The sequence below is a fragment of the Saccharopolyspora sp. NPDC045941 genome, assembly GCF_056431445.1.
The window spans coordinates 1-19154 of record NZ_JBWKKU010000087.1 but is presented as its reverse complement, the minus strand read 5'-3'; the positions used below and the strand labels follow the sequence as shown (position 1 = coordinate 19154).

The following is a 19154-nucleotide window of genomic DNA, read 5'->3' as shown; positions in this document are numbered from 1 at the left end:
GCTCTGATGAACAAGCAAATCGCCGTCGTCGGCCTGGGGTCGATGGGCGGTGCCATGGCCTCCGCTCTGCACCAGGCGGGCTGGCAGGTGTCCGGATTCGACCCCTCCCCCGACGCACGTTCAGCTGCGGAAACCGCCGGCATCAGCACCGTGGACGATGTCGGGTCACTGGCCGGAACGCCCTACGTCGTCCTGTCGCTGCCCTCCGCCCGGGTGGTCGAGGCGACGGTCCCCCGGCTGCTGGAGAGCGCGGGCACGATCGCGATCGTCGACACGACGACGTCGGAGCCGGCCACCAGCGCCGAGCTCGCCGCCCTCGCCGCCGAACGTGGCACGGCCTTCGTCGACGCACCCGTCTCGGGCGGGCGCGACGGGGCCTCGACCGGCCGGTTGACCGCCTTCGTCGGGGCCACGGCGGAAGCCCTCGACGCGGCCCGGCCCGTGCTGGAGGCGCTGACCGGCGGCCAGTACCAGCACCTCGGCGGCCCCGGCTCCGGCAACGTCGTCAAGCTGCTCAACAACGTCCTGGCCGCGGCCAACCTGGTGTCCGTCGGCGAGGCCCTTGCCGTCGCGAAGGCCTACGGCGTGGATCCCGCCGTCGCCGCAGCGGGAATCAGCGGCGCCTCCGGTGGCAGCAAGGTCTCCGCCGCGATGTACCCGAACTGGGTGTTGTCCGGCACCCACGACTCGGGCTTCTCCCTCGGGCTGATGGCCCGGGACGCCGCCCTGGCCATCGAGATCGCCGGCCAGCGCGGCGAGCAGCCGGGCCTGCTGGCCGCCGCGAGCCAGCGCTGGCAGGACGCCCTCGCCCGCGTCGGCCCGAGCGCGGACTTCACCGAGATCGCGCGAACCGTCGCCCCCTCCCTCACCCGTGAAGGACCTCCAGAAGCATGAGCACCGCCCCGACCACTTCTTCGGCCGCCACCGCGCGCCAGGCCTTGGACGCCGCCTTCCCGCGGGGCCTCGGAGCCTTCGTCGACGGCGCCATCGCCACCGGCGGCGGCGATCGCATCACCCTCACCTCCGCCGCCACCGGCGAGGACTACGCCGACTTCAACGATCCCGGTCGGGAAGGTGCCGACGCCGTCCTGACCAGCGCGGTCCGCGGGGCCGCGAAGTGGGCCGCGACGGACGCCTTCGAACGGGCCCGGATCCTGCGGGAGGTCTCACGCACGATCTTGGAGCACGCCGAGGAGCTGGCCGTGCTGGAGTCCGCCACCACCGGAAAACCACTCCGGGACACCCGGGGCGAGGCGGCCAAGGTCGCCGAGATGTTCGGCTACTACGCGGGATGGGCCGACAAGCTGATGGGCCGGACCATCCCCGTCCCCGGCAACTGGCACACCTACACCGAACGCGTCCCGTGGGGCGTCGTCGTGGCCATCACCCCGTGGAACGCGCCGCTGTTCACGGCCGGCTGGAACTCGGCGGCCCCGCTGGCCGCCGGCAACGCCGTCGTCGTCAAACCCAGCGAGTTCACCCCGGCGTCCACGCTCCGGCTGGCGCAGCTGGCGCACCAGGCCGGTCTGCCGGAAGGCGTCTTTAACGTCGCCATCGGCCTCGGGGGCACCGTCGGCGCCGCCCTCACCAGCGACCCGCGCGTCGGGAAGGTCTCGTTCATCGGCTCGGTCGCCACCGGACGCCGGGTGGCGGTCTCAGCGGCCCAGGCAGGCATCCCGACCGTCCTCGAACTCGGCGGCAAAAGCGCCAACATCGTCTTCGCCGACGCGGACCTGGACCGCGCGGCCGACGGCGCCATCGCGGCCGTGTTCTCCGGCGCCGGGCAGTCCTGCGTGGCCGGCTCCCGGCTGCTGGTGCAGCGCAGCGTCCACGCCGAGTTCGTCGAACGCGTTGCGGCGCGGGCGGCGCGACTGCGCCTCGGCGATCCGCTCGACCCCGACACGGAGGTCGGCCCGATCATCACCGCGCCGCAGTTCGCCACCGTGACCTCCCTCATCGAGGCAGGGCTGCAGGACGGCGGCCGCCGGGTCACCGGCGCGGAGCTGCCCGCAGCGTTGACCGGCTCCGCGCTGGCAGCCGGTCACTGGGTCGCGCCCACCCTGCTCGACGGGGTCACACCGGCCAACCGGTTGGAGACCAGCGAGGTGTTCGGTCCGGTGGTCGGCGCCGACGCCTTCGACACCGATGCGGAAGCGATCGACCGGGCCAACGGCACGAACTTCGGCCTGGCGGGCGCGGTGTGGACCGGCGACGTGTCCCGCGCCCACCACGTGGCACGCTCCGTCAAGGTCGGCACCTTCTGGATCAACTCCTACAAGACGATCCACGTCGCCGTCCCCTTCGGCGGCTTCGGCGATTCCGGCCACGGCCGCTCCTCGGGCCCGGGCGTGCTCGACGAGTACACCCAGACCAAGGCCGTCTGGGTGCCCACCCGCGCCGCCGGCGCACCGTTCCCGTCGCTGAGCTACTAGGAGGCGAGATGGGACCGACCCAGCAGAAACAGCGGTTCATAGCGGCGGCTCACCTCCGGAACCCCTCGCAGGAAGCAGCAGCCCGATGACCACTTCCGCCGTCCCGGCCAAGGCCGGAACGAAGCAAACGCTGCCGATCGCCGCCCTGGCGCTGGTCATCGCGCTGTTCGTCCAGTTCGTCGGCCAACACGAAATCAACCTGGGCATCGGGTCCATCATCATCTTCCCGATGGTGTGGGGGCTGGTCCTCGGCCTGCTGGTGTCGGTGCAGAGGTTCAAGCCGCTCGGCCTGGACCTGCAGAAGGCGGCCTCGGCCCTGGTCGGCGTGGCGGTGATGCTGCTGGTGGCCCGGCTCGCCTTCAACATCGGGCCTAGCCTGCCTGCCCTGGTCAAAGCGGGGCCCGCCCTGCTGCTGCAGGAGATCGGCCACCTGCTCGGGACGATCGTCCTCGCCCTACCGCTGGCCGTGCTGCTGCGCATGGGCAAGGCGACGATCGGTGCCACGTTCTCCCTGGACCGCGAACCGTCGTTCGCAATGGTCTCCGAGAAGTACGGGCCGGACTCGGACCAGTACCGCGGCGTGCTGGCGATGTACGTGTTCGGCACGCTCTTCGGCGCGGTGTTCATCACGCTCCTGACGTCGCTGGTGGCGAACTGGCGGATCTTCGATCCGCTGGCGCTGGCCATGGGCGCGGGCGTCGGGTCCGGTTCGATGATGGCGGCGTCCACGGCGAGCATCGTGGACGCGTACCCGGCCGACGAAGAGGCCGTCCTGGGCATGGCCGCCGTGTCGAACCTGATCACCACGATCCTGGGCGTGTACGTCGGGATCTACCTCGCGCTGCCGCTGGCCGACCGGTTCTACCGGCTGCTCACCCGCCGTCAGGGCAACCCCGCTCCTGGACCGAGCGCGTCGGCGGACTCCGCCGGTGCCGGGTCGGACGAGGTCGCTGGGAACCGCGCGTTCCGGGAGCAGGTCGTCGCGGCCTCGACCCAGGTCGCGCTGCCGCTGTGGCTGTCGCTCGGGGTGCTGACGGTGCTGGGCATCGGCACCGCCTCGATCGCGGCCGGCGCCTTGAGCTGGAAGGTCGTCGGCGGCTACGCGGTGCTCCTGGTACTGGTCCTGCTCGGACTCCTCCTCGCGAAGGTGTCCCGGAAGATCTCGGCGATCGTGTGGATCACCACCGTGGGCGCCTCCATCTCCAGCCCCTGGTTCCCCGGCGCCGAGGTGCTGAACCCTCTGGTGAAGTCGGTGGACTTCCTCTCGATCGCCACCATCATGCTGACCCTGGCGGGGCTGTCGCTGGGCAAGGACATCCCGCTGCTGCGGCGGATCGGCTGGAAGATCATCCCAGTCGGCCTGGTCGCGATCACGGCGTCGTTCCTGCTGTCGACCGTGATCGCCGAATTCGCGCTCGGCCTGTGGGGCTGAGCGATCCGCCGGGGTCGGTAGTCTGAACGCACCGCGGTGGCGCAGAAAAGCAGGTCACCGGGTTGCGCGGCTGCGAGGACGAGCCAGTGCGGGAGAACGATCCGTTGATGGCGGGGCTGGTCCCCGAGCCGGACCGGCACGTCCGGGTGCTGCTCGAGTCCGGCCGCCCGAACGCCGCCGGCCTCGCCTTCAAGCGGCTGGTCGCCGGCGGGGCGAACCACGTCGACGGCCGGTGGGACTCCGCCGTCGTGCTCGTGCACCGGGCCTACCTGGCGTGGCGGCTGAATCGAATCCCGCTCGCCCTCGACCTCGTCGCCGAGGGGTGGACCGGGCTCGACGTCGACCGGCCGCGGGGTGGAGCCGCCGCCCAGACCATGGGCATGCTCGGGGATCTGCTGCAGGCCGTCGGGCACCACGCCGCCGCGGGTGAGCTCATCACCCAGTCCGTTCAGGTCGCCCGGCGCTGCGGTGAGCCGGAGGTTCTCGCGCACTGCCTGGAACGGGAGGCCAACTGCTGGCAGCTCCGGGCCATGAGGGCCAACGGTACGGCGGACGAGTTCTTCCGCACGGCGCTGGAGCTCTTCGACGAAGCGCTGTCGCTGGCCTCCCCCGGACAGGTCCGCCACCGCGCACTGGCCGGCAGCGCCCGGGCCCTGGTCGCCCTCGGGCAGGGCCCCGAGGCGGAGAGCCGCGCGGTGCAGGCTCTGACTGCGAGCGAGGAAGCTGAGGACCGCTACACCTCGGCGATCGCGAACTGGGTGCTCGCCGAGATCCGCCGGCACCAGCGCCGCCTGGTCGAAGCCAGGATCTTCGCCGGTCGAGCCGTCGAAACAGTGGAATGGATCCGGGACACCAGGCTGCGGATGCGGTTCTCGCAGGCCCTGACCACGATCTGCCAGGAGCTGGACGACCCGGTCGGCGAGGCCAACGCGTTGCGCAGCGTGGTCGCGGCCAGCAGCGCCGCCATGCACGCGCTGCAGGTCGGGCTCGGCCAGGCCCTGGAGCAACGTCGCGTCGCCATTCAGGCGCAGCGCCAGGAGTCCGCCGCGCAACAAGATGCGTGCCGGGAAACGCTGACCGGCCTGCTCAACCGGCGCGGCGTGGAGCAACGGGCGGCGGCTGCCGGTCAGGTCGCAGTGCGGTGGCTGCTCGTGATGGACATCGACAACTTCAAGGAGATCAACGACGCCGCGGGCCACACCGCAGGCGACGCCGTGTTGCAGGAGGTAGCCCAGCTGCTGCGGCGCGAGTGCCGATCCGACGACCTCATCTGCCGGTGGGCGGGCGACGAGTTCGTGGTGCTGCTCGCCGACCAGCAGCCGGATCCCAGCCCCGCCGGCCCCGAGCTGGCCGAGCGCATCCGCACGGCGGTGGAGACCCACGACTGGACGCCGCAGGTGGGCCCGAGAACCCGCCCACCGACCGTCAGCGTCGGCGTCGCCGCCGGGCCCACCAATTTCGATCCCCTCTTCGCCGCCGCGGACCGCGCCCTCTACCGGGCGAAGCGCGCTGGCCGCAACCGGGTCGAGATCGATAGCACCCCGCCCCTTCCTCCAGCGCAGACCTGACCGCAGAACCGCGGTTCCCATGCCCTTGCCGATAACCTCATCCGTCCTGGTGAGAAGCGGCGGGCGCGGCGGAGTGGTAGGTCGACCGTAGTCGCTCGAGCAGGCGCTTTCGCTGCTATCGAGCGCCACGGCATGGTCGTCGACTGTGCTGCTGCGGCTGGCCTATCTGGGCGTGGCGAATGTGTTCGCCACGCTGCGCCTGTTGCCGATGAGTGACCGGGACAAGGGCGTCGAGATCCTGACCTTGCGCCATCAGATCACGGTGCTGGAGCGTCAACTCGGTCAAGAGAGAGTGCGGTTCACCCAGCCGGCGGATCCGGATCCTGGTGTGTCCTGCGCCGGAAGCCGTGTCGCAGGTAGTCGTGCGTACGGCGTTCGGGCAAGGCGGGCATCATCGGCAGTATCGGCTGGGACCGGTCCAGGGCCTGGATCTGTTGGGTCGGGGACGGGACGCCGTGCGGCCTTTCGGCCGTCGGTTTTCCCATCCCCGCCCTCCGAACCCGGCGTGCGAGTCGTCCCCGCACCGGGCTCTCCACGTGTCCCGATTGGGCTAGCCGACCAGTTCTGAGACCTGCCCGAGGAAGGCCACATCGTCGTGGCTGGTGCGGCGGAAGCGTGCTCCTGCCGAGTCAACCTTGTCGATGTTGAACGGCGTGGCGATCTTGGTTCCGCGGTAGCGATAGCGTCCGACACGCATCTTCGCCGGGTTGTAGAGGGTCATTCCGTCCGCTGCGATCCGGTCGACGCCGTAATAGCGCCACCGGATCTGTTTCCAGGTCAGGTGCGGATGCTTGCGACGTATCCAGTAGATCACCCGCCACCAGGCGTACCAGCCCACATAGGCGAAGGTCTTCTTGGAGGCGCCGTAGCGGAAATACGCAGCCCAGCCTCGTAGGATCGGATTGATCAACCGGAGTAGTTGCCCCAATCCCAGTGACACGGTGCTGGCCCCAGTGGCCTGCTTGATCTTGTGCATCACCCCGGCCAACGCTTGCTTGGACGGGATGGTCAGCACCACCCGACGACCGTCACCTCGCAGCCGCTGGGTGCGGAAGCCAAGGAAGACGAACCCGTCGTCGATGTGTGTCACGAGTGTCTTTTCCGCCGAGAGGGTCATCTTCAGCTCGCGGGCCAGCAACTCGCTGATCTCGTTGCGAAGCGCTTCGGCGTCGGAACGTTTGCCGTGCACCAGCACAACAAAGTCGTCCGCGAAACGCACCAGCCGATAATTCGGCAACCTCCGACGACGGCGATGCTGCCGCCGCCAGGCGGGAGTCATGTCCCGCTGCTGGATCGTGGCGAAATACTCGTCCAACACCGAAAGGTAGATGTTGGCCAACAGAGGAGAAGCAACCCTACCCTGCGGCGTGCCCTTCAGGCTCGCCGCGAACCCACCATGCTGCTCGACGATCCCTGCCCGCAGAAACGCACGGACCAACCGCAACACACCTTGCGATCGGCGATGCGCCGGGCCACCAGGTCCATCAGGACGTGGTGGTCGACGTTGTCGAAGCAGGCGGTGATGTCCCCTTCGACCACCCACTCATAGGCTTGGGTGGTCATCTTGTGGATCTCGGCGATGGCATCCTGGGCCCGTCTTCCTGGCCGATACCCGTAGCTGAGGCGTTCCTGTGCTGGTGCATGGCCGCAGGCCACATGCAGAAGTTGGCCGTGCCGACCCGCAGCACTCTCAACCGGGCGCCACGCCGGGCACCGATCCGACACCGACCCCCGACGCTACCGAACAAACGTAGGAATCTTGCATCCGATGCACCTTTCAGGGCAAAGCGCCAGGTCGAAGACCGCGCGCACGCTGCCCCGACAGGATGTCGATCCGGTCCCCGCCGTGCACGCACCCGCAACCCCTGAAACCTGCCATGCAGGGTCGAGGTCGTGCCCTGGTCGATGGCGCCGACGTACGAGGCCATTCTCGTTCTGCCTTCCTGTGTACCACTTTTCGGTCCTTCGGCCCCTGGCGTCAGCTGACGGGCAGGACCAGCGCCAGCCCACCGGCCAGCACCCCGCCGATGACCGGTCCGACGATCGGGACCCAGGAGTACTCCCACGCGGCCGATCCCTTGCCGTGGATGGGCAGGATCGCGTAGGCGATGCGTGGCCCGAGGTCGCGCGCCGGGTTGATGGCGTACCCGGTGGGGCCGCCGAGCGAGTTGCCGATGCCGATCACGAGGAAAGCGACCGCGGCGTAGCCCAGCGCGGAGTTGCCGAACTGCGGCACGCCGTCCGAGCCCGCTTCGGCACCGGGGCTGAGGATGATCCACAGGACCAGCACGAAAGTACCGATGATCTCGGTGACGAGGTTCCACGGCGCGTTCGGCACGGTCGGTCCGGTGCAGAAGATCCCGCGGGTGTTGGCCGGGTCGTCGTGGGTGTCGAACTGCAGCTTGTAGGCAGCCCAGCACAGCAGTGCACCGAGCGTGCCGCCGACGAGCTGCCCGACGATGTAGACCGGCACCTGTGACCACGGGACCTGCCCGTTCACTGCCAGACCCAGCGTCACGGCCGGGTTGATGTGGGCGCCGCTCGGGGTCGCGATGCTGGCGCCGGCGAAGACCGCGAAGCCCCATCCGATGTTCACCAACAGCCAACCGCCGTTGTGCCCCAAGGCTTTTCGTAAGATTACGTTCGCGCTCACCCCGCAACCCAGCAGGGTGAGCGTCGCCGTCCCCAGCAACTCCCACAGGAAGATCTCACCAAGACTCATGATGCCGTTCCTCTCGTCATGCCGCCGTTGGCACAGCGGGACATCGATTGGCTGTCCGAAATGGATTGGATCGGGACGGTACTGGCGCAAGGGCAACACGTGTACACGAGTCCGGTCATATGCAGCGGCTTGGCCTGTACCGCTAAATCCGACGAATCTCCTGGTAGCAGAACATGGTGCCGATTCGAGTCGGTCGGTTCGACGCGTGATCGGCACGAGACCGGCGCCATGACCCTCCGTTGGAGTAGTGACCCCGGCACCCGCGGGGTGGCATCAAAAAACCAACATTGCAATAGCTTCAGAATGGTGTTTTTACGGAATTAAGATGATGACGACGGCGCGGTGCCGGACGTCAAGGAGTGCGCACCGCAATGGCGAGGAGGACGGGATCCTGCCGGCGGAGGACAAAGGTGTGAAGGGAACGACGATGTCCGGGACATCCCGTCGACGCCCGTCTGGGGAAGCAGCAGGACGCAGGATCACCGAGCTTATTATGGCCGAGGGCACCCTGCGGATCGGTGATCTCCTGGACTCTGTGGGCGCCAGCGCCATGACAGCCGCACCTTTGACGCCGCTGTCCACTTCGGATTAGGGCTTCAGCGGCCCGGACTGGAGAGCCACATCCAGGCGATCTGAGCTCGCCGGATCTCATATTTGAGGCTGGGCTTCTTGGCGATGGCTGGGCCGCAGTGCTCATGGCAGTGCAGCCGAAGAAGAAACGGCGCAGATGGTGGGACAGCAACAAAGGCAACGACGGGGCGATGGAACGAACGGCTTCGCCGACCGGGGAATCCGGTTGCCCTGCGGGCTTGTCGGCGGCCTTTTCGCCGACAAGCCCGCAGGGCTACAGCAATCAGGAGAATTGGATGCCGCCGTCGATCATCACCGACTGCCCGGTCATGTAGTCGGAGTCCGGTGAGGCCAGGTAGGACACGAAGCCCGCGACGTCCTCGGGCACCGAGACCCGGCCAAGGTGGATCAGCTCCGAGTACTTCTCGATGGCCGCGCCCTTGCGGAGGCCCTCGTTCTCCGCGAGCTTCTCGTCGATGTAGTCCCACATCGCGGTGCCGACGATGCCGGGGCAGTAGGCGTTGACGGTGATGCCGTGCTGCGCCCACTCCATCGCGGCGGCTTGGGTCAGCCCGCGTACCGCCCACTTGGAGGCCGAATACGGGCCGAGCAGCGGGAACGGCCGGTACGCCACGATCGAGGCCGCTCCGATGATCTTGCCGCCAGTTCCCTGCTTAATCATCTGCCTGGCGGCCTCCGTGTAGCAGAGGTACACGCCGCGGAGGTTGATCGACATTAGGTGGTCGAACTCCTCGGGTGTGCTTTCCAGCAGTGGCTTGACGTTGGCGATCCCGGCGTTGGCGACCATGACGTTGAGCTGCCCGAGCTCAGCGGCCACCTGCTCCACCATGGACTGCACCGCGTCCGGGTCGGACACGTCGGCCACGGCCGTGGTCGACCGCCGGCCCGTCGCCGCGATCTCGTCGGCGACAGCCTTGAGCTGGTCGGTGTTGGCCTCGATGTCGTTGACTGCGACGTCCAGGCCGTCAGCGGCCAGCCGCAGCGCGATGCCCTTGCCGATGCCTCGCGCGGCACCCGTGACCAGTGCGACGCGCGGCGATTTCCCTTGTGCGGACATTGCTTCCTCCAACCGGTAGTGGAATTGCGGGGTCAGGACTCGTTGGGCACGGCCAGCTCGCCGAGCCGGGACCAGTCGTTCTGCGGCACCGTCGTGTTGACGATTCGCGGAGTCTCCGCGAGGTAGGCGGGCAGCGTCTGCTGCGCGGTCCTGAAGTGCTCGGAGCTGACGTGCGCGGCGCAGGCCTGCTCGTCGCGGAATGCTTCGACCAGCACGTATTCGCTCGGGTCCGCGACGCTGCGGGACCGGTCGTACCAGAGGCATCCCGCTTCGCCGCGGGTCGCTTCGGTGAAGTCCCGGGCGATTTCGGGCCACTGGTCGGCATATTCGGATTTGATCCGGAACTTCGCGGTGATGAAGATCATCATGGTCTCCGTCGGTCAGGGCGTGAGGATGGCGCGGCCGCGGATGCGTCCGGCGTCGAGGTCGTCCAGGGCGTCCTGGAAGCGGTCGAGCGGGTACTTGCTGGTGTGCAGCCGGACTCGGCCCTGAGCGGCGAGCACCATCAGTTCGCACAGGTCGTTGTAGGAGCCGACGAGGTTGCCGATGAAGTTGATCTCAGCCGAGATGATGTCGATGGTCGGGACGTCGATGTTCTCGCCGTAGCCGACCACGTGGTAGTCACCGGCGCGGCGGAGCATGCGGACGCCGTCGCGGGTGGCGCCGCCCTCGCCGACGAAGTCGATGACGGCTTCGGCGCCGTGCCCGCCGGTAAGGTCGAGGACGTCGTCGACGTGGCCGCCTTCGGCGACGATGCCGTGGTCGGCTCCAATGGACGTGGCCAGCTTCACCGCGTCCGGGTTGCGGTCGACCACGATGAGTTCGGCGGCGGTGATGGCCTTCAGTACCTGGATGCCGATGTGCCCGAGCCCGCCCGCGCCGATCACCACGCACCGGTCGCCGGGCCGCAGGGTGCGGGCGGCTTTGGCCGCGGCGTGGTAGGCGGTCAGGCCCGCGTCGGCCAGCGCCGCGACGTCGGCGGGTTCGAGGGAGTCGTCGATGCGGACGACGCTGCGGGCCGAGGTCTTGAGGTACTCGGCGTATCCGCCGGCGGTGTCGATGCCGGGGAACAGCGACTGCTCGCAGTGCACGTCGTCGCCGAACCTGCACGCGCGGCAGAGACCGCAGGTGATCAGCGGGTGCACGATCACCTTGTCGCCCTCGGCGACGTTGGTGACGGCACTGCCGACCGCGTGCACCCATCCCGCGTTCTCGTGGCCGATCGTGTAGGGCAGCTCCACGCCGGTCTTCTGCGCCCACTGGCCTTCGAGGATGTGGATGTCGGTCCGGCACACACCGGCGCCACCGATCTTGATGACCACGTCGTGGGGGCCGGTGACCTCCGGGGTGGGAACTTCGGTCAGGCGGAGCGGCTGACCGTAGCCGACGACCTGGACTGCCTTCATGATGCGTTCTCCTTCAACTGGTCGGCGGCCGACTCCGGGTAGCGGGTGCGCAGCAGGCCGCGGCAGAAGTGCGCGTTGCCCTCCATCGAGATCCGGATCGCGCGGGCGAAGCGCAGGCGCAGCGGTACTTCCTCGCGCGAGCACGGGTGCCCGTGGTCGTTCACGAGCACGGGAGCCGATGGGACGATGGTCAGGCCGAGGGCGCGCCGCCGCAGCAGCAGGGAACTCGTCGCGGGCACGTCGGGGAGATCAGCGATCGTGACGTCGTGCAGGTCTTCCTCGGTGAGCTCGGGGTTCTCCCTGAGCAGCAGGCCCAGCGAGCGTTCCATCGCCGCGGCGTGCGCCTTGCGGCGAAACGTCAGGCGCAGCTGCTCAAGGTCTTCCTCGGCCTCGTGCGGGAACGTGCCGCGGTAGCCCGCGTCCGCGGCGAGACCGCGGTTGATCAGCTCCGAGTCGTGGTGGTCGTCGAGCATCACCACGACGTCGGTGACATCCGGCAGCGCCCGGAGCACGTCCTTGGCGTCGGATGCCATCAGGTAGGCGAAGTTCGGTGCGCAGAACGACGTCGGCAGCCGCAGGTGGGCGGTAACCACCCCGACGTCCGTCGCCTCCAGCGACCGCACGAAACCGAGATCGGTGATCGGTTCGTCCAGCTCGGGATCGAGAACCGTGTCCAGCGCCGCCCGCGCCATCCGCTCCAGCAGTTCCGGGCCCATCTCAGGCCACCGCCTTCTCGGCGAGGCCGAGCCCTTCCGGGACCTCGATGCCGTACATCGCCGCGGCGTTGAGCCCGAGGATCTTCTTCTTCTGCGACACGGTGATCGGCGCGTACTCGGTCATGTCCTCGGGGATCTGGAAGTCCACGAACCGCTCCACCAACCACTTGGGCGTCCACAGCGCGTAGTCGCTGGAGAACTGGATCCGGTCCTCGTCGAGCCAGTACAGGAGCTCGCCGATGATCTGCGCGAAGTACCGCGGCCGGGAGTGGATGAACGGCATCGCCACGGCCAGCCCGGCGTGCACGTTCGGTTCCTGCGTCGCGATCCAGCAGAAGTCCTCCAACCGCGGAAGACCGCAATGCTCGACGACGAAGTTCAGCTCCGGGAAATCCGTGGCGGCCTTGTCGACGTCGGCGACGTCGAAGGCGTCCCGGTCCAGCGGCCGGATCGTCGGTCCCTTGTGGATGTGGATGTTGCGGATACCCAGTTCCTGGCAGACTTCCAGGTATCGGTAGGTCCACGGGTCGTCCAGCTTGTAGCCGCGGGAGTCGCCGTGCCACTCCGCGGTGTAGAGCTTGACGCCCTTGAGCGAGAACCACTCGGCGTCGCGACGGAGCTGATCGAGCCCGGCCTGCTCGAAACGCGGGTCCCAGCAGTGGTTGTAAGTCAATTTGTCCGGGTACCGCTGGGCGAGCGCGAAAGCTTCCTCGGTCTGCCCGAAGCCGGTCCGGTAGAACGCCCCGAGATGGGCGGGCTGGAAGATGGCGTGGTCGACGTACCCTTCGGTGAACAGGTCGCGCATCAGGCGCTCACTGCCGTAGTAGAGGTACTCCTCGTATGACCACAGCTCCGACTCCGGACTCAGGTTCCGGTGGTAGTCGTAGAAGCAGTCGATGAACTGCTTGCCGTGAATGTTGAGCTGGTTTTCGGGACGTGCGTCCCAAAGCGCAATGTGCGCGTCGACGATGAAGTAGCTCTCGCCGTCCTTGTGGTACATGTCTGCACCTTCCCGGTACGTGGCTGCTGTGGCACGTTGGGTCGGAACGCTAGACACGACGGCAGGCGCCGGGGAGCCCCCGCGTGTCTCAGTTTGAGACACGCTGACCTATGAGGATCAGCGCATATGGCGTTACCGTGGCCGAGGTCGGCGCGACGACGCGTCGCGTGGAGGCCGGAAATGGACAAACCCCAGCGCGCACCCCACACAGAAAGGGCAGAGCGCCCCTTCTCGCCCGGCCGGGCGGCCGGAATCGCTCCGCGACTGCGCGCCTCCTGGCGGCGCAGCGAGCGCTACGGGTTGGCAGCGGACGAGCTGCGCCCGGTGTTCACCGGCTCGGTGGACACCGACTCGCTGCTGTACGAATGCGGCCACGAGGTGCTCCGCGGCCTGCAGGCGACGCTGGCCAACGAACCGGTGAGCATGATGGTCACCGACAGCGACGGCCTCGTGCTGGGCAGGATGTCCGAGGACAGCTCGATCAACCGTTCACTCGATCGGGTACACCTCGCACCCGGGTTCTACTTCGCCGAACGCAACGCCGGCACCAACGGGCTCGGCCTCGCCCTGGCCGATCGCACTCCGTCACTGGTGCGGGCGAACGAGCACTACTGCACCGGCCTGCGCGGCTACACCTGCGCCGCTGCTCCCGTCCTGGATCCGGTCAACGGCGGCGTCGCCGGCAGCATCAACCTCACCACCTGGTCCGACTCCTCATCCGAGCTCCTGATGGCCCTCGCCCAGGCAGCGGCCGGAAACACCACCTCGCTGATGCTGGCGCGCAGCGCGGGGCGCAAGATCCGACCGATGCCGCGCGGCGAGGTGTTCCGGGTCTACGCCGACCGCCTCCAGCAGCCGAGCACCACCTGCGCTGCGCTCTCGCCCACGTGGACCAATGCCGTCGCGCAAGCACGCTTGGTGTTCCAGCAGGGGCTGCGCGTCGCGGTCGTCGGCGAGCCGGGGGCGGGCAAAACGGCTCTGGTGTCCCTGGCCCGCCGGGAGCTGACGCGGGAACGCGTGCTCAGCGCCCGGCCTCCGGCACCGGAGGACATCGACGCGTGGCTGACGCTGTGGGCTCCTGAACTCGGCAAGGACAAGACCTGCATCATCGTCTCCGACGTGGACGCACTGCCGGCCTGGGCCACGACCGAACTGGCCCGACTGTTCAGCGCGGTGCACCGGGCCACCGACCGGCTGCAACCATTCGTCATCACCGCCCGGACGGATTCCGTGATCCCGGAGGAGCTGCGCCCGCTGATCGACACCGTGGTGGAGGCACCCGCCCTGCGCTCCCGGCCGGACGACATCCTCCCCCTCGCCCGCCACTTCGTCCGCCAGGACCGGGGCCGTGCCGCGACCTTCACCTCGGCCGCGGAGCGCGCGCTGACCTCCTACGACTGGCCGGGAAACGTCCGCCAGCTCCGGAAGGTGATGCGTGAAGCGGCCGCAGGTGCCACGACGATCGACCTGCACCACCTCCCGGCTGAGGTCTTCACCAGCCCAGGCCGCCCGCTCACCCGACTCCAGGCCGTCGAACGCGACGAGATCATCCGATGCCTGACCGAACCGGGAACGACCGTCGCACAGGCCGCCACCGAACTCGGCGTCGGCCGAGCAACGATCTACCGCAAGATGGCGCAATACCGCATCCGGATCCCCGAACAGACCACGAACCGCTAGCAGCCGCGACGACCAGGTGCCCTCCGCTGGGTCGCAATTTCAAAATACGTACCGTAAACCCGGCGCGTGCCTGCTCTTACTACGGCAGCTACTTTTGGTACGTAGTCCGCGAATTTTGGCGCCGGCCCAGCTTGTGGCGCATCGGTCAGTAGGCCCGCCGGGCTCACCCCGATACGCGACACGAGCAAACGTGCGGCATCGAACTCGGGTTTCCCGCAGGCGCCGCTTCCTTTTGAGAGTTGGCGACTCTCATCTCTGATCCCCCAGAGACAACGCCGGGTGATAAGCGAGCACCATTTCGTCCAACACCGCCATCGTGTGCACGACCAAGACACCCCATCCAGGTGCCGCAGCAAGCAAAACCCGATCCCCTGGCATCACGCCGCACCATCTGCGCACGGAAAGTGGAAGCTGCACGTGACCTCTCCGCGTCAGCTTGAATGCTCCGTACTGGTTTCGACGGAAGACCACGACTCCCACCACCGTCGCAACCTCGACTCCGTCAGTCACGCGGCGCCGTAAGCGCCGGGTAGAACGAGGCCGTCAAGACGTCGCACAGCTCGCGTCAACCATTGGATCAGAGAGGCAGCGGCAGATAATCCGCGCCCTGACCAGTCTGTGATGCGAGAGCTCGAGCGCTGACCTCACAGGGGTAGATCGGCGCCTGGTCATGTATGCGCCCAGAAGCCGCAGCAGAGCCCTGCCCGCGTGCGGCAAGAATTTATAAGAAAGACCCGTACGATCAAACTGGAAATATCACACTGCCACCCGCCAAATCCTATTTCAACATACCCGCTCTCAAAGAGAGCTTTGAGCAAGTCAATGCTCCCTCGCGTAGCCCAAACAGAGTAATTATTAGTCAAATACGGCACTACCTCTCGGCGCCGGTCTAGGTTCGTGTATAAGTAGCAAGGAGAACCAAGATCCTAGCCATGTCGGAGCCTGCCATGACCGGATTCGAAGCAACCCTGATCCCTCGGGCAATTTCGTTAGCAATTAAACCGCTAGCCGAGAGTGCCCGCAGGGCACTCTCCAGAAACGGCGTCGGCAAAGCGGACCTTCACACGTCGTTGCATTTGGTTGAAGCAGGCAATGGCACAAGACCGTCCGCCCTCGGGCTACTGTTCAAGATGCCCTACAACATCACTCAACGGGACGTAGACAAGGTTCTAAATACTTCTGAATTTCAAAATCTAATTCGATTTCTAGTCTCTATCAGAATTGCGCATCGTCGTGAAGCTGATCGCGAGCAACGCAAGAAGATAGAACGTGCAATTGTTTCGCTGTTTCAGGAATATTGCGAAGTCGATCTCCCGGTAATCGAATTACAACAGTACGTGTGTGATCTATACACGCTCATGGACGATCATGCAAAGCGTTACTCCGAGCAACTTTTACTAAAGCTTCAAAATCCGACCCAGAGCTATGAGTGGGCTTCATCTAACATCGCTCATCAGCACTTGAGATCCATCGATAGATACTTGGAACTAATCGTATCTGAATCTTCACCAACCAAGGAACATACTGCGCAATGGAGAACTAAGTATCAGGATATATTCGAGTTCAGACATCGCGAAATTCAGGTTCCAGATCTCTTGCACAGAAGAAAGGTCCACTATGATCGTCTGTACGTGGGAACGAGGCTTACACCGCGTACAACAAAATCTGCAAATTGGGCCTCCACTGTCACCGGGAACCGGGAAGCTCAAGCACTAAGCGAGAGCGACCTCTTAGGGCTAGTAGACAGAACTGTGATACTTGGCGCCCCTGGAGCCGGGAAGTCCACAGTATCAGCACTTTTAGCAATAAAATCTTGGACTAAACTTGACACAGTGCCATTCATAATCCAGCTGAAAAGCGTGAACTTCTCAGGGCAAGGCTTCAGCGTTGCTGATACTATCGAGCACAATTTACGATTCATATACCAATGCCCTGCCCCGCGAGGGCTAATTGAACGCCTGCTTTCCGAAGGTAATGCATTCATAGTATTCGATGGGCTTGACGAACTGCTTGACGGGAAGACGCGTCAACAAGCAGCGGATGTTATTGACGTAATCTCCCGTGCATATCCTCTAACAAAATTGCTGGTCACTTGCCGAACCGTGGGTTACGAAATCGCCCGTCTAGACAAAAACAGCTTCGACGAATTCACTATTTCAGATTTTTCTGAAACGCAAGTTCGGCAATATGCAAAAAACTGGTTTCTTTTGGATGACTCAGCTGAAGAAAAAACTGTTGATCAAGTTGCTGAGGACTTCTTGAAAGCAAGCGCTCCTATCGATGATCTAAGACGAAGTCCGCTCATGCTCGCGTTCATGTGTGTACTATATCGCGGACATAGCTACATACCTCACAAAAAGCCAGAGATATTCCGAAAATGCGTAGACCTCGTGTTGTATGAATGGGATCAAGCTCGTGGGATAACTAGCCCTTCAGTAGATATGGACCAAGTGGAACTTGGTCTCACTTATACGGCATACTCCGCCTTGACTGACAAGGTATACGCTGACGGACTGACCGAACAGTCTCTTCACGAATTACTTGTCCCCGCCCTTCTGTCTGAGTCGGTGCCTGACGAAGAATCTGCGAAACAGATCGTTAGAGAACTTATTAACACATGCCGTGGGCGGGCATGGATATTCACGGATATAGCTCTCGATGAACACGGAGAAGATCTATTCTCATTCACCCATGCGAGTTTTCTCGAATATTTCGCAGCACGCTACATCGACCGCAACAGCAATACTCCTGAAAACGCGGCTGATGCACTCATCCCTGGGCTTTCATATGGTCGATGGGAAATCCTTGCTCAAATCTGCCTATCACTCAAGGCGCGAAATATTACGGCCGGCGCTACACGAATGTACCGCCACATAATAGCGCACGCTCAATCGCTAATTGATGACCGCAAAAAGTACGAAGAGACGCGCAGGAAGCTGCTGAGGGAAAGCCCTCAAAAAGCTCCTGGCCCTTATACGAGTCGCTCAGATGTAGCCCTGATCGACTTTCTTGTTAGAGGCTCGGACGCCGTATCAATAAGCGGTGACGCCCTTGACGATCTCGTCGAGATAGCTATCGAATTATTCTCGGAAAATAGAAGCAAAAGCCTTGGATCGTTACTGACAAGAAATCATCCATACTCGCATCGCGCAGGCGAAAAGATCGCTGCTATTTTATCAAATAAACTAATCGAGTACAGTAGCTCTACGCCGAATTCCGATAGAAGCTTGTCTAAGCTAGCGTGGGTGGCTTCACATTTCGGGTACATTGGCAGTAGTCTGTACGGCCACGAAGGCGATCTCGAAGCCGTACGGAACGTCCGAGAGGAAATCACTCGCCAGTCCTCAAACAGGATGAAATCAAGGTACGCATACAATGACTCTCTGGCATGGAACCTATCTATTCATTTAGGTGTGATCGACAAAGACGTGCTCCAACACGCCACGTACTACACTCGGCTATTTGAACCATGCCGACCGATACAAGATTTCGGTCCATCATCTACCATCGAATGGGTAGTAGACAGCTTCTCTTCATCTTTTCGTAAATGCTTGCCTGTCAGTAGAGCTGTTAAGTTACTCAAAACGATAGGAGGCCGTGCTGACTGGGACGTATTTAATTCGCCAATTCCAGCACATTCGGAAATCGATAGACGCGTAGGTTTGCCGCTGCGAGACATCTCGCGCAGGGTGTTTGTCTACGGAGACGAGGTCTTTCATGGCTGGCTTCTCGTTGCAATCGGACTTCTGGAACTAGACGAAATAGCTAACTCGATTAGCCGCGATGAATGCTTGGCACACCATTCAATGAACGATGTCTTTTCCTATGCTTCTGTGCGGCCGCACGCCTGGTCGGACTATATGGATACATGGCTCAATTCACATGTCGACATATGGCAAGGAAACGACGCTGCTGTCTCCTGAATCTGCTGTCGCAGTACTCGCCCTTTGAGCACAACGAGATCTTCTACAAAGGAGTCCTCTGATACGCCCAGGGTCGCACCCAGTCATTGGTTACTGGGTGCGAGTCTCCGCAAACGATTGGCATAGTGCGGTGACTTCACCACCGTTTCGCCCTTTCTGCCCAGGTAGTTCACAGGAGCCACAACGTGGAGCCGACTCAAAATCTGTCCAGTGTGCGTTCGAGTCGCACCCGGAGCACGAACGGACACGGCAACCACACCTGATCGGGCTGAGCTCTGAGGAAGCTCACTGGATCTTTCGACAACCCAAGCCCCCGGCTGTAGCATCGCCGCCATGGAGACGAATCCCCGATTCGGGGATTCCTCCCACTGGCAGGGGTTCAAGTCTCGGACACATAATTACCCCATGGTAAGGGGTCTTGTCGCTGGTCAGGCTCGGTCGGATGTCACGACCGAGCCTGACTTGTTGTAGACGATGATCAAATTGTGCTCTCGCAGGAGCCTGGCAGTCTCTTCGGGTTGACCATCGCAAGCTAGTGTTCCGAGTCGTTAATAGTTTTATTGATTCTGGTGCAGTAGTGGGCGAGGCTGGCGAGGATCTCGTCAGCGGTCTTGGTCCACACGAAGG

General features: G+C 64.4%; 14 protein-coding genes. 6 read left to right on the top strand and 8 right to left on the bottom strand.

Annotated elements, in window-relative coordinates:
- Nucleotides 1-6: 6 nt before the first annotated feature.
- The 4 genes from AC07FN_RS41170 (at nt 7) to AC07FN_RS41155 (ending at nt 5432) form a co-directional block, all read left to right on the top strand.
- A complete protein-coding gene (locus AC07FN_RS41170) occupies nt 7-894 on the top strand; it encodes an NAD(P)-dependent oxidoreductase (RefSeq protein WP_478400556.1) in 888 nt (295 codons plus the stop codon).
- On the top strand, nt 891-2432 hold the full coding sequence (locus AC07FN_RS41165) for an aldehyde dehydrogenase family protein (protein ID WP_478400555.1): 1542 nt from the start codon (nt 891-893) through the stop codon (nt 2430-2432). Before AC07FN_RS41170 ends, AC07FN_RS41165 begins: the two co-directional genes overlap by 4 nt.
- 85 nt (nt 2433-2517) lie before the next feature.
- Complete coding sequence (locus tag AC07FN_RS41160) at nt 2518-3864, top strand: DUF3100 domain-containing protein (protein WP_478400554.1); 1347 nt, start codon at nt 2518-2520, stop codon at nt 3862-3864.
- An 86-nt stretch (nt 3865-3950) separates the two neighbouring features.
- Nucleotides 3951-5432, top strand: coding sequence for a GGDEF domain-containing protein (locus AC07FN_RS41155; RefSeq protein ID WP_478400553.1), 1482 nt, complete (start codon nt 3951-3953; stop codon nt 5430-5432).
- Nucleotides 5433-5982: 550 nt separating this feature from the next.
- Here AC07FN_RS41155 and AC07FN_RS41150 read toward each other — a convergent pair.
- The 8 genes from AC07FN_RS41150 to AC07FN_RS41115 all read right to left on the bottom strand — a co-directional run bounded on the left by AC07FN_RS41150 (nt 5983) and on the right by AC07FN_RS41115 (nt 12924).
- Nucleotides 5983-6879 carry a group II intron maturase-specific domain-containing protein gene (locus tag AC07FN_RS41150; RefSeq protein ID WP_478400552.1) on the bottom strand — a complete coding sequence of 299 codons (897 nt, stop codon included), beginning with the start codon at nt 6877-6879 and terminating at the stop codon, nt 5983-5985.
- Nucleotides 6807-6995 (bottom strand): hypothetical protein, encoded by a 189-nt coding sequence (locus tag AC07FN_RS41145; RefSeq protein ID WP_478400551.1) that lies wholly within the window; start codon nt 6993-6995, stop codon nt 6807-6809. The genes AC07FN_RS41150 and AC07FN_RS41145 overlap by 73 nt, the downstream gene beginning before the upstream one ends.
- Nucleotides 6996-7410: 415 nt before the next feature.
- Nucleotides 7411-8154, bottom strand: a complete 744-nt coding sequence (locus tag AC07FN_RS41140) for an MIP/aquaporin family protein (protein ID WP_478400550.1) — start codon at nt 8152-8154, stop codon at nt 7411-7413.
- An 853-nt stretch (nt 8155-9007) separates the two neighbouring features.
- Nucleotides 9008-9802 (bottom strand): acetoin reductase, encoded by a 795-nt coding sequence (locus AC07FN_RS41135; RefSeq protein ID WP_478400549.1) that lies wholly within the window; start codon nt 9800-9802, stop codon nt 9008-9010.
- 32 nt (nt 9803-9834) lie between these two features.
- A complete protein-coding gene (locus tag AC07FN_RS41130) occupies nt 9835-10167 on the bottom strand; it encodes a putative quinol monooxygenase (RefSeq protein WP_478400568.1) in 333 nt (110 codons plus the stop codon).
- 15 nt (nt 10168-10182) lie between these two features.
- Nucleotides 10183-11208 carry an NAD(P)-dependent alcohol dehydrogenase gene (locus AC07FN_RS41125; RefSeq protein ID WP_478400548.1) on the bottom strand — a complete coding sequence of 342 codons (1026 nt, stop codon included), beginning with the start codon at nt 11206-11208 and terminating at the stop codon, nt 10183-10185.
- Nucleotides 11205-11924 carry an iron-sulfur cluster assembly protein gene (locus AC07FN_RS41120; RefSeq protein ID WP_478400547.1) on the bottom strand — a complete coding sequence of 240 codons (720 nt, stop codon included), beginning with the start codon at nt 11922-11924 and terminating at the stop codon, nt 11205-11207. Before AC07FN_RS41120 ends, AC07FN_RS41125 begins: the two co-directional genes overlap by 4 nt.
- 1 nt (nt 11925) lies before the next feature.
- Complete coding sequence (locus AC07FN_RS41115) at nt 11926-12924, bottom strand: amidohydrolase family protein (protein ID WP_478400546.1); 999 nt, start codon at nt 12922-12924, stop codon at nt 11926-11928.
- Nucleotides 12925-13104: 180 nt separating this feature from the next.
- Between AC07FN_RS41115 and AC07FN_RS41110 the strand changes: the two genes are divergently transcribed.
- Both AC07FN_RS41110 and AC07FN_RS41105 read left to right on the top strand, forming a co-directional pair.
- Nucleotides 13105-14604: an AAA-type ATPase lid domain-containing protein gene (locus tag AC07FN_RS41110; protein ID WP_478400545.1), complete on the top strand. Its 1500-nt coding sequence runs from the start codon at nt 13105-13107 to the stop codon at nt 14602-14604.
- A gap of 932 nt (nt 14605-15536) precedes the next feature.
- The gene (locus AC07FN_RS41105; RefSeq protein WP_478400544.1) at nt 15537-18527 is read left to right on the top strand and encodes an NACHT domain-containing protein; all 2991 of its coding nucleotides are present in this window, start codon (nt 15537-15539) and stop codon (nt 18525-18527) included.
- Nucleotides 18528-19154: the final 627 nt, after the last annotated feature.

What these genes read in the sequence shown, in the direction of transcription:
- AC07FN_RS41170 (WP_478400556.1), top strand. Translation starts at nt 7, where the DNA reads ATGAACAAGCAAATCGCCGTCGTCGGCCTGGGGTCGATGGGCGGTGCC.
- AC07FN_RS41165 (WP_478400555.1), top strand. Translation starts at nt 891, where the DNA reads ATGAGCACCGCCCCGACCACTTCTTCGGCCGCCACCGCGCGCCAGGCC.
- AC07FN_RS41160 (WP_478400554.1), top strand. Translation starts at nt 2,518, where the DNA reads ATGACCACTTCCGCCGTCCCGGCCAAGGCCGGAACGAAGCAAACGCTG.
- AC07FN_RS41145 (WP_478400551.1), bottom strand. Translation starts at nt 6,995, where the DNA reads ATGACCACCCAAGCCTATGAGTGGGTGGTCGAAGGGGACATCACCGCC.
- AC07FN_RS41140 (WP_478400550.1), bottom strand. Translation starts at nt 8,154, where the DNA reads ATGAGTCTTGGTGAGATCTTCCTGTGGGAGTTGCTGGGGACGGCGACG.
- AC07FN_RS41135 (WP_478400549.1), bottom strand. Translation starts at nt 9,802, where the DNA reads ATGTCCGCACAAGGGAAATCGCCGCGCGTCGCACTGGTCACGGGTGCC.
- AC07FN_RS41130 (WP_478400568.1), bottom strand. Translation starts at nt 10,167, where the DNA reads ATGATCTTCATCACCGCGAAGTTCCGGATCAAATCCGAATATGCCGAC.
- AC07FN_RS41125 (WP_478400548.1), bottom strand. Translation starts at nt 11,208, where the DNA reads ATGAAGGCAGTCCAGGTCGTCGGCTACGGTCAGCCGCTCCGCCTGACC.
- AC07FN_RS41120 (WP_478400547.1), bottom strand. Translation starts at nt 11,924, where the DNA reads ATGGGCCCGGAACTGCTGGAGCGGATGGCGCGGGCGGCGCTGGACACG.
- AC07FN_RS41115 (WP_478400546.1), bottom strand. Translation starts at nt 12,924, where the DNA reads ATGTACCACAAGGACGGCGAGAGCTACTTCATCGTCGACGCGCACATT.
- AC07FN_RS41110 (WP_478400545.1), top strand. Translation starts at nt 13,105, where the DNA reads ATGGACAAACCCCAGCGCGCACCCCACACAGAAAGGGCAGAGCGCCCC.
- AC07FN_RS41105 (WP_478400544.1), top strand. Translation starts at nt 15,537, where the DNA reads ATGTCGGAGCCTGCCATGACCGGATTCGAAGCAACCCTGATCCCTCGG.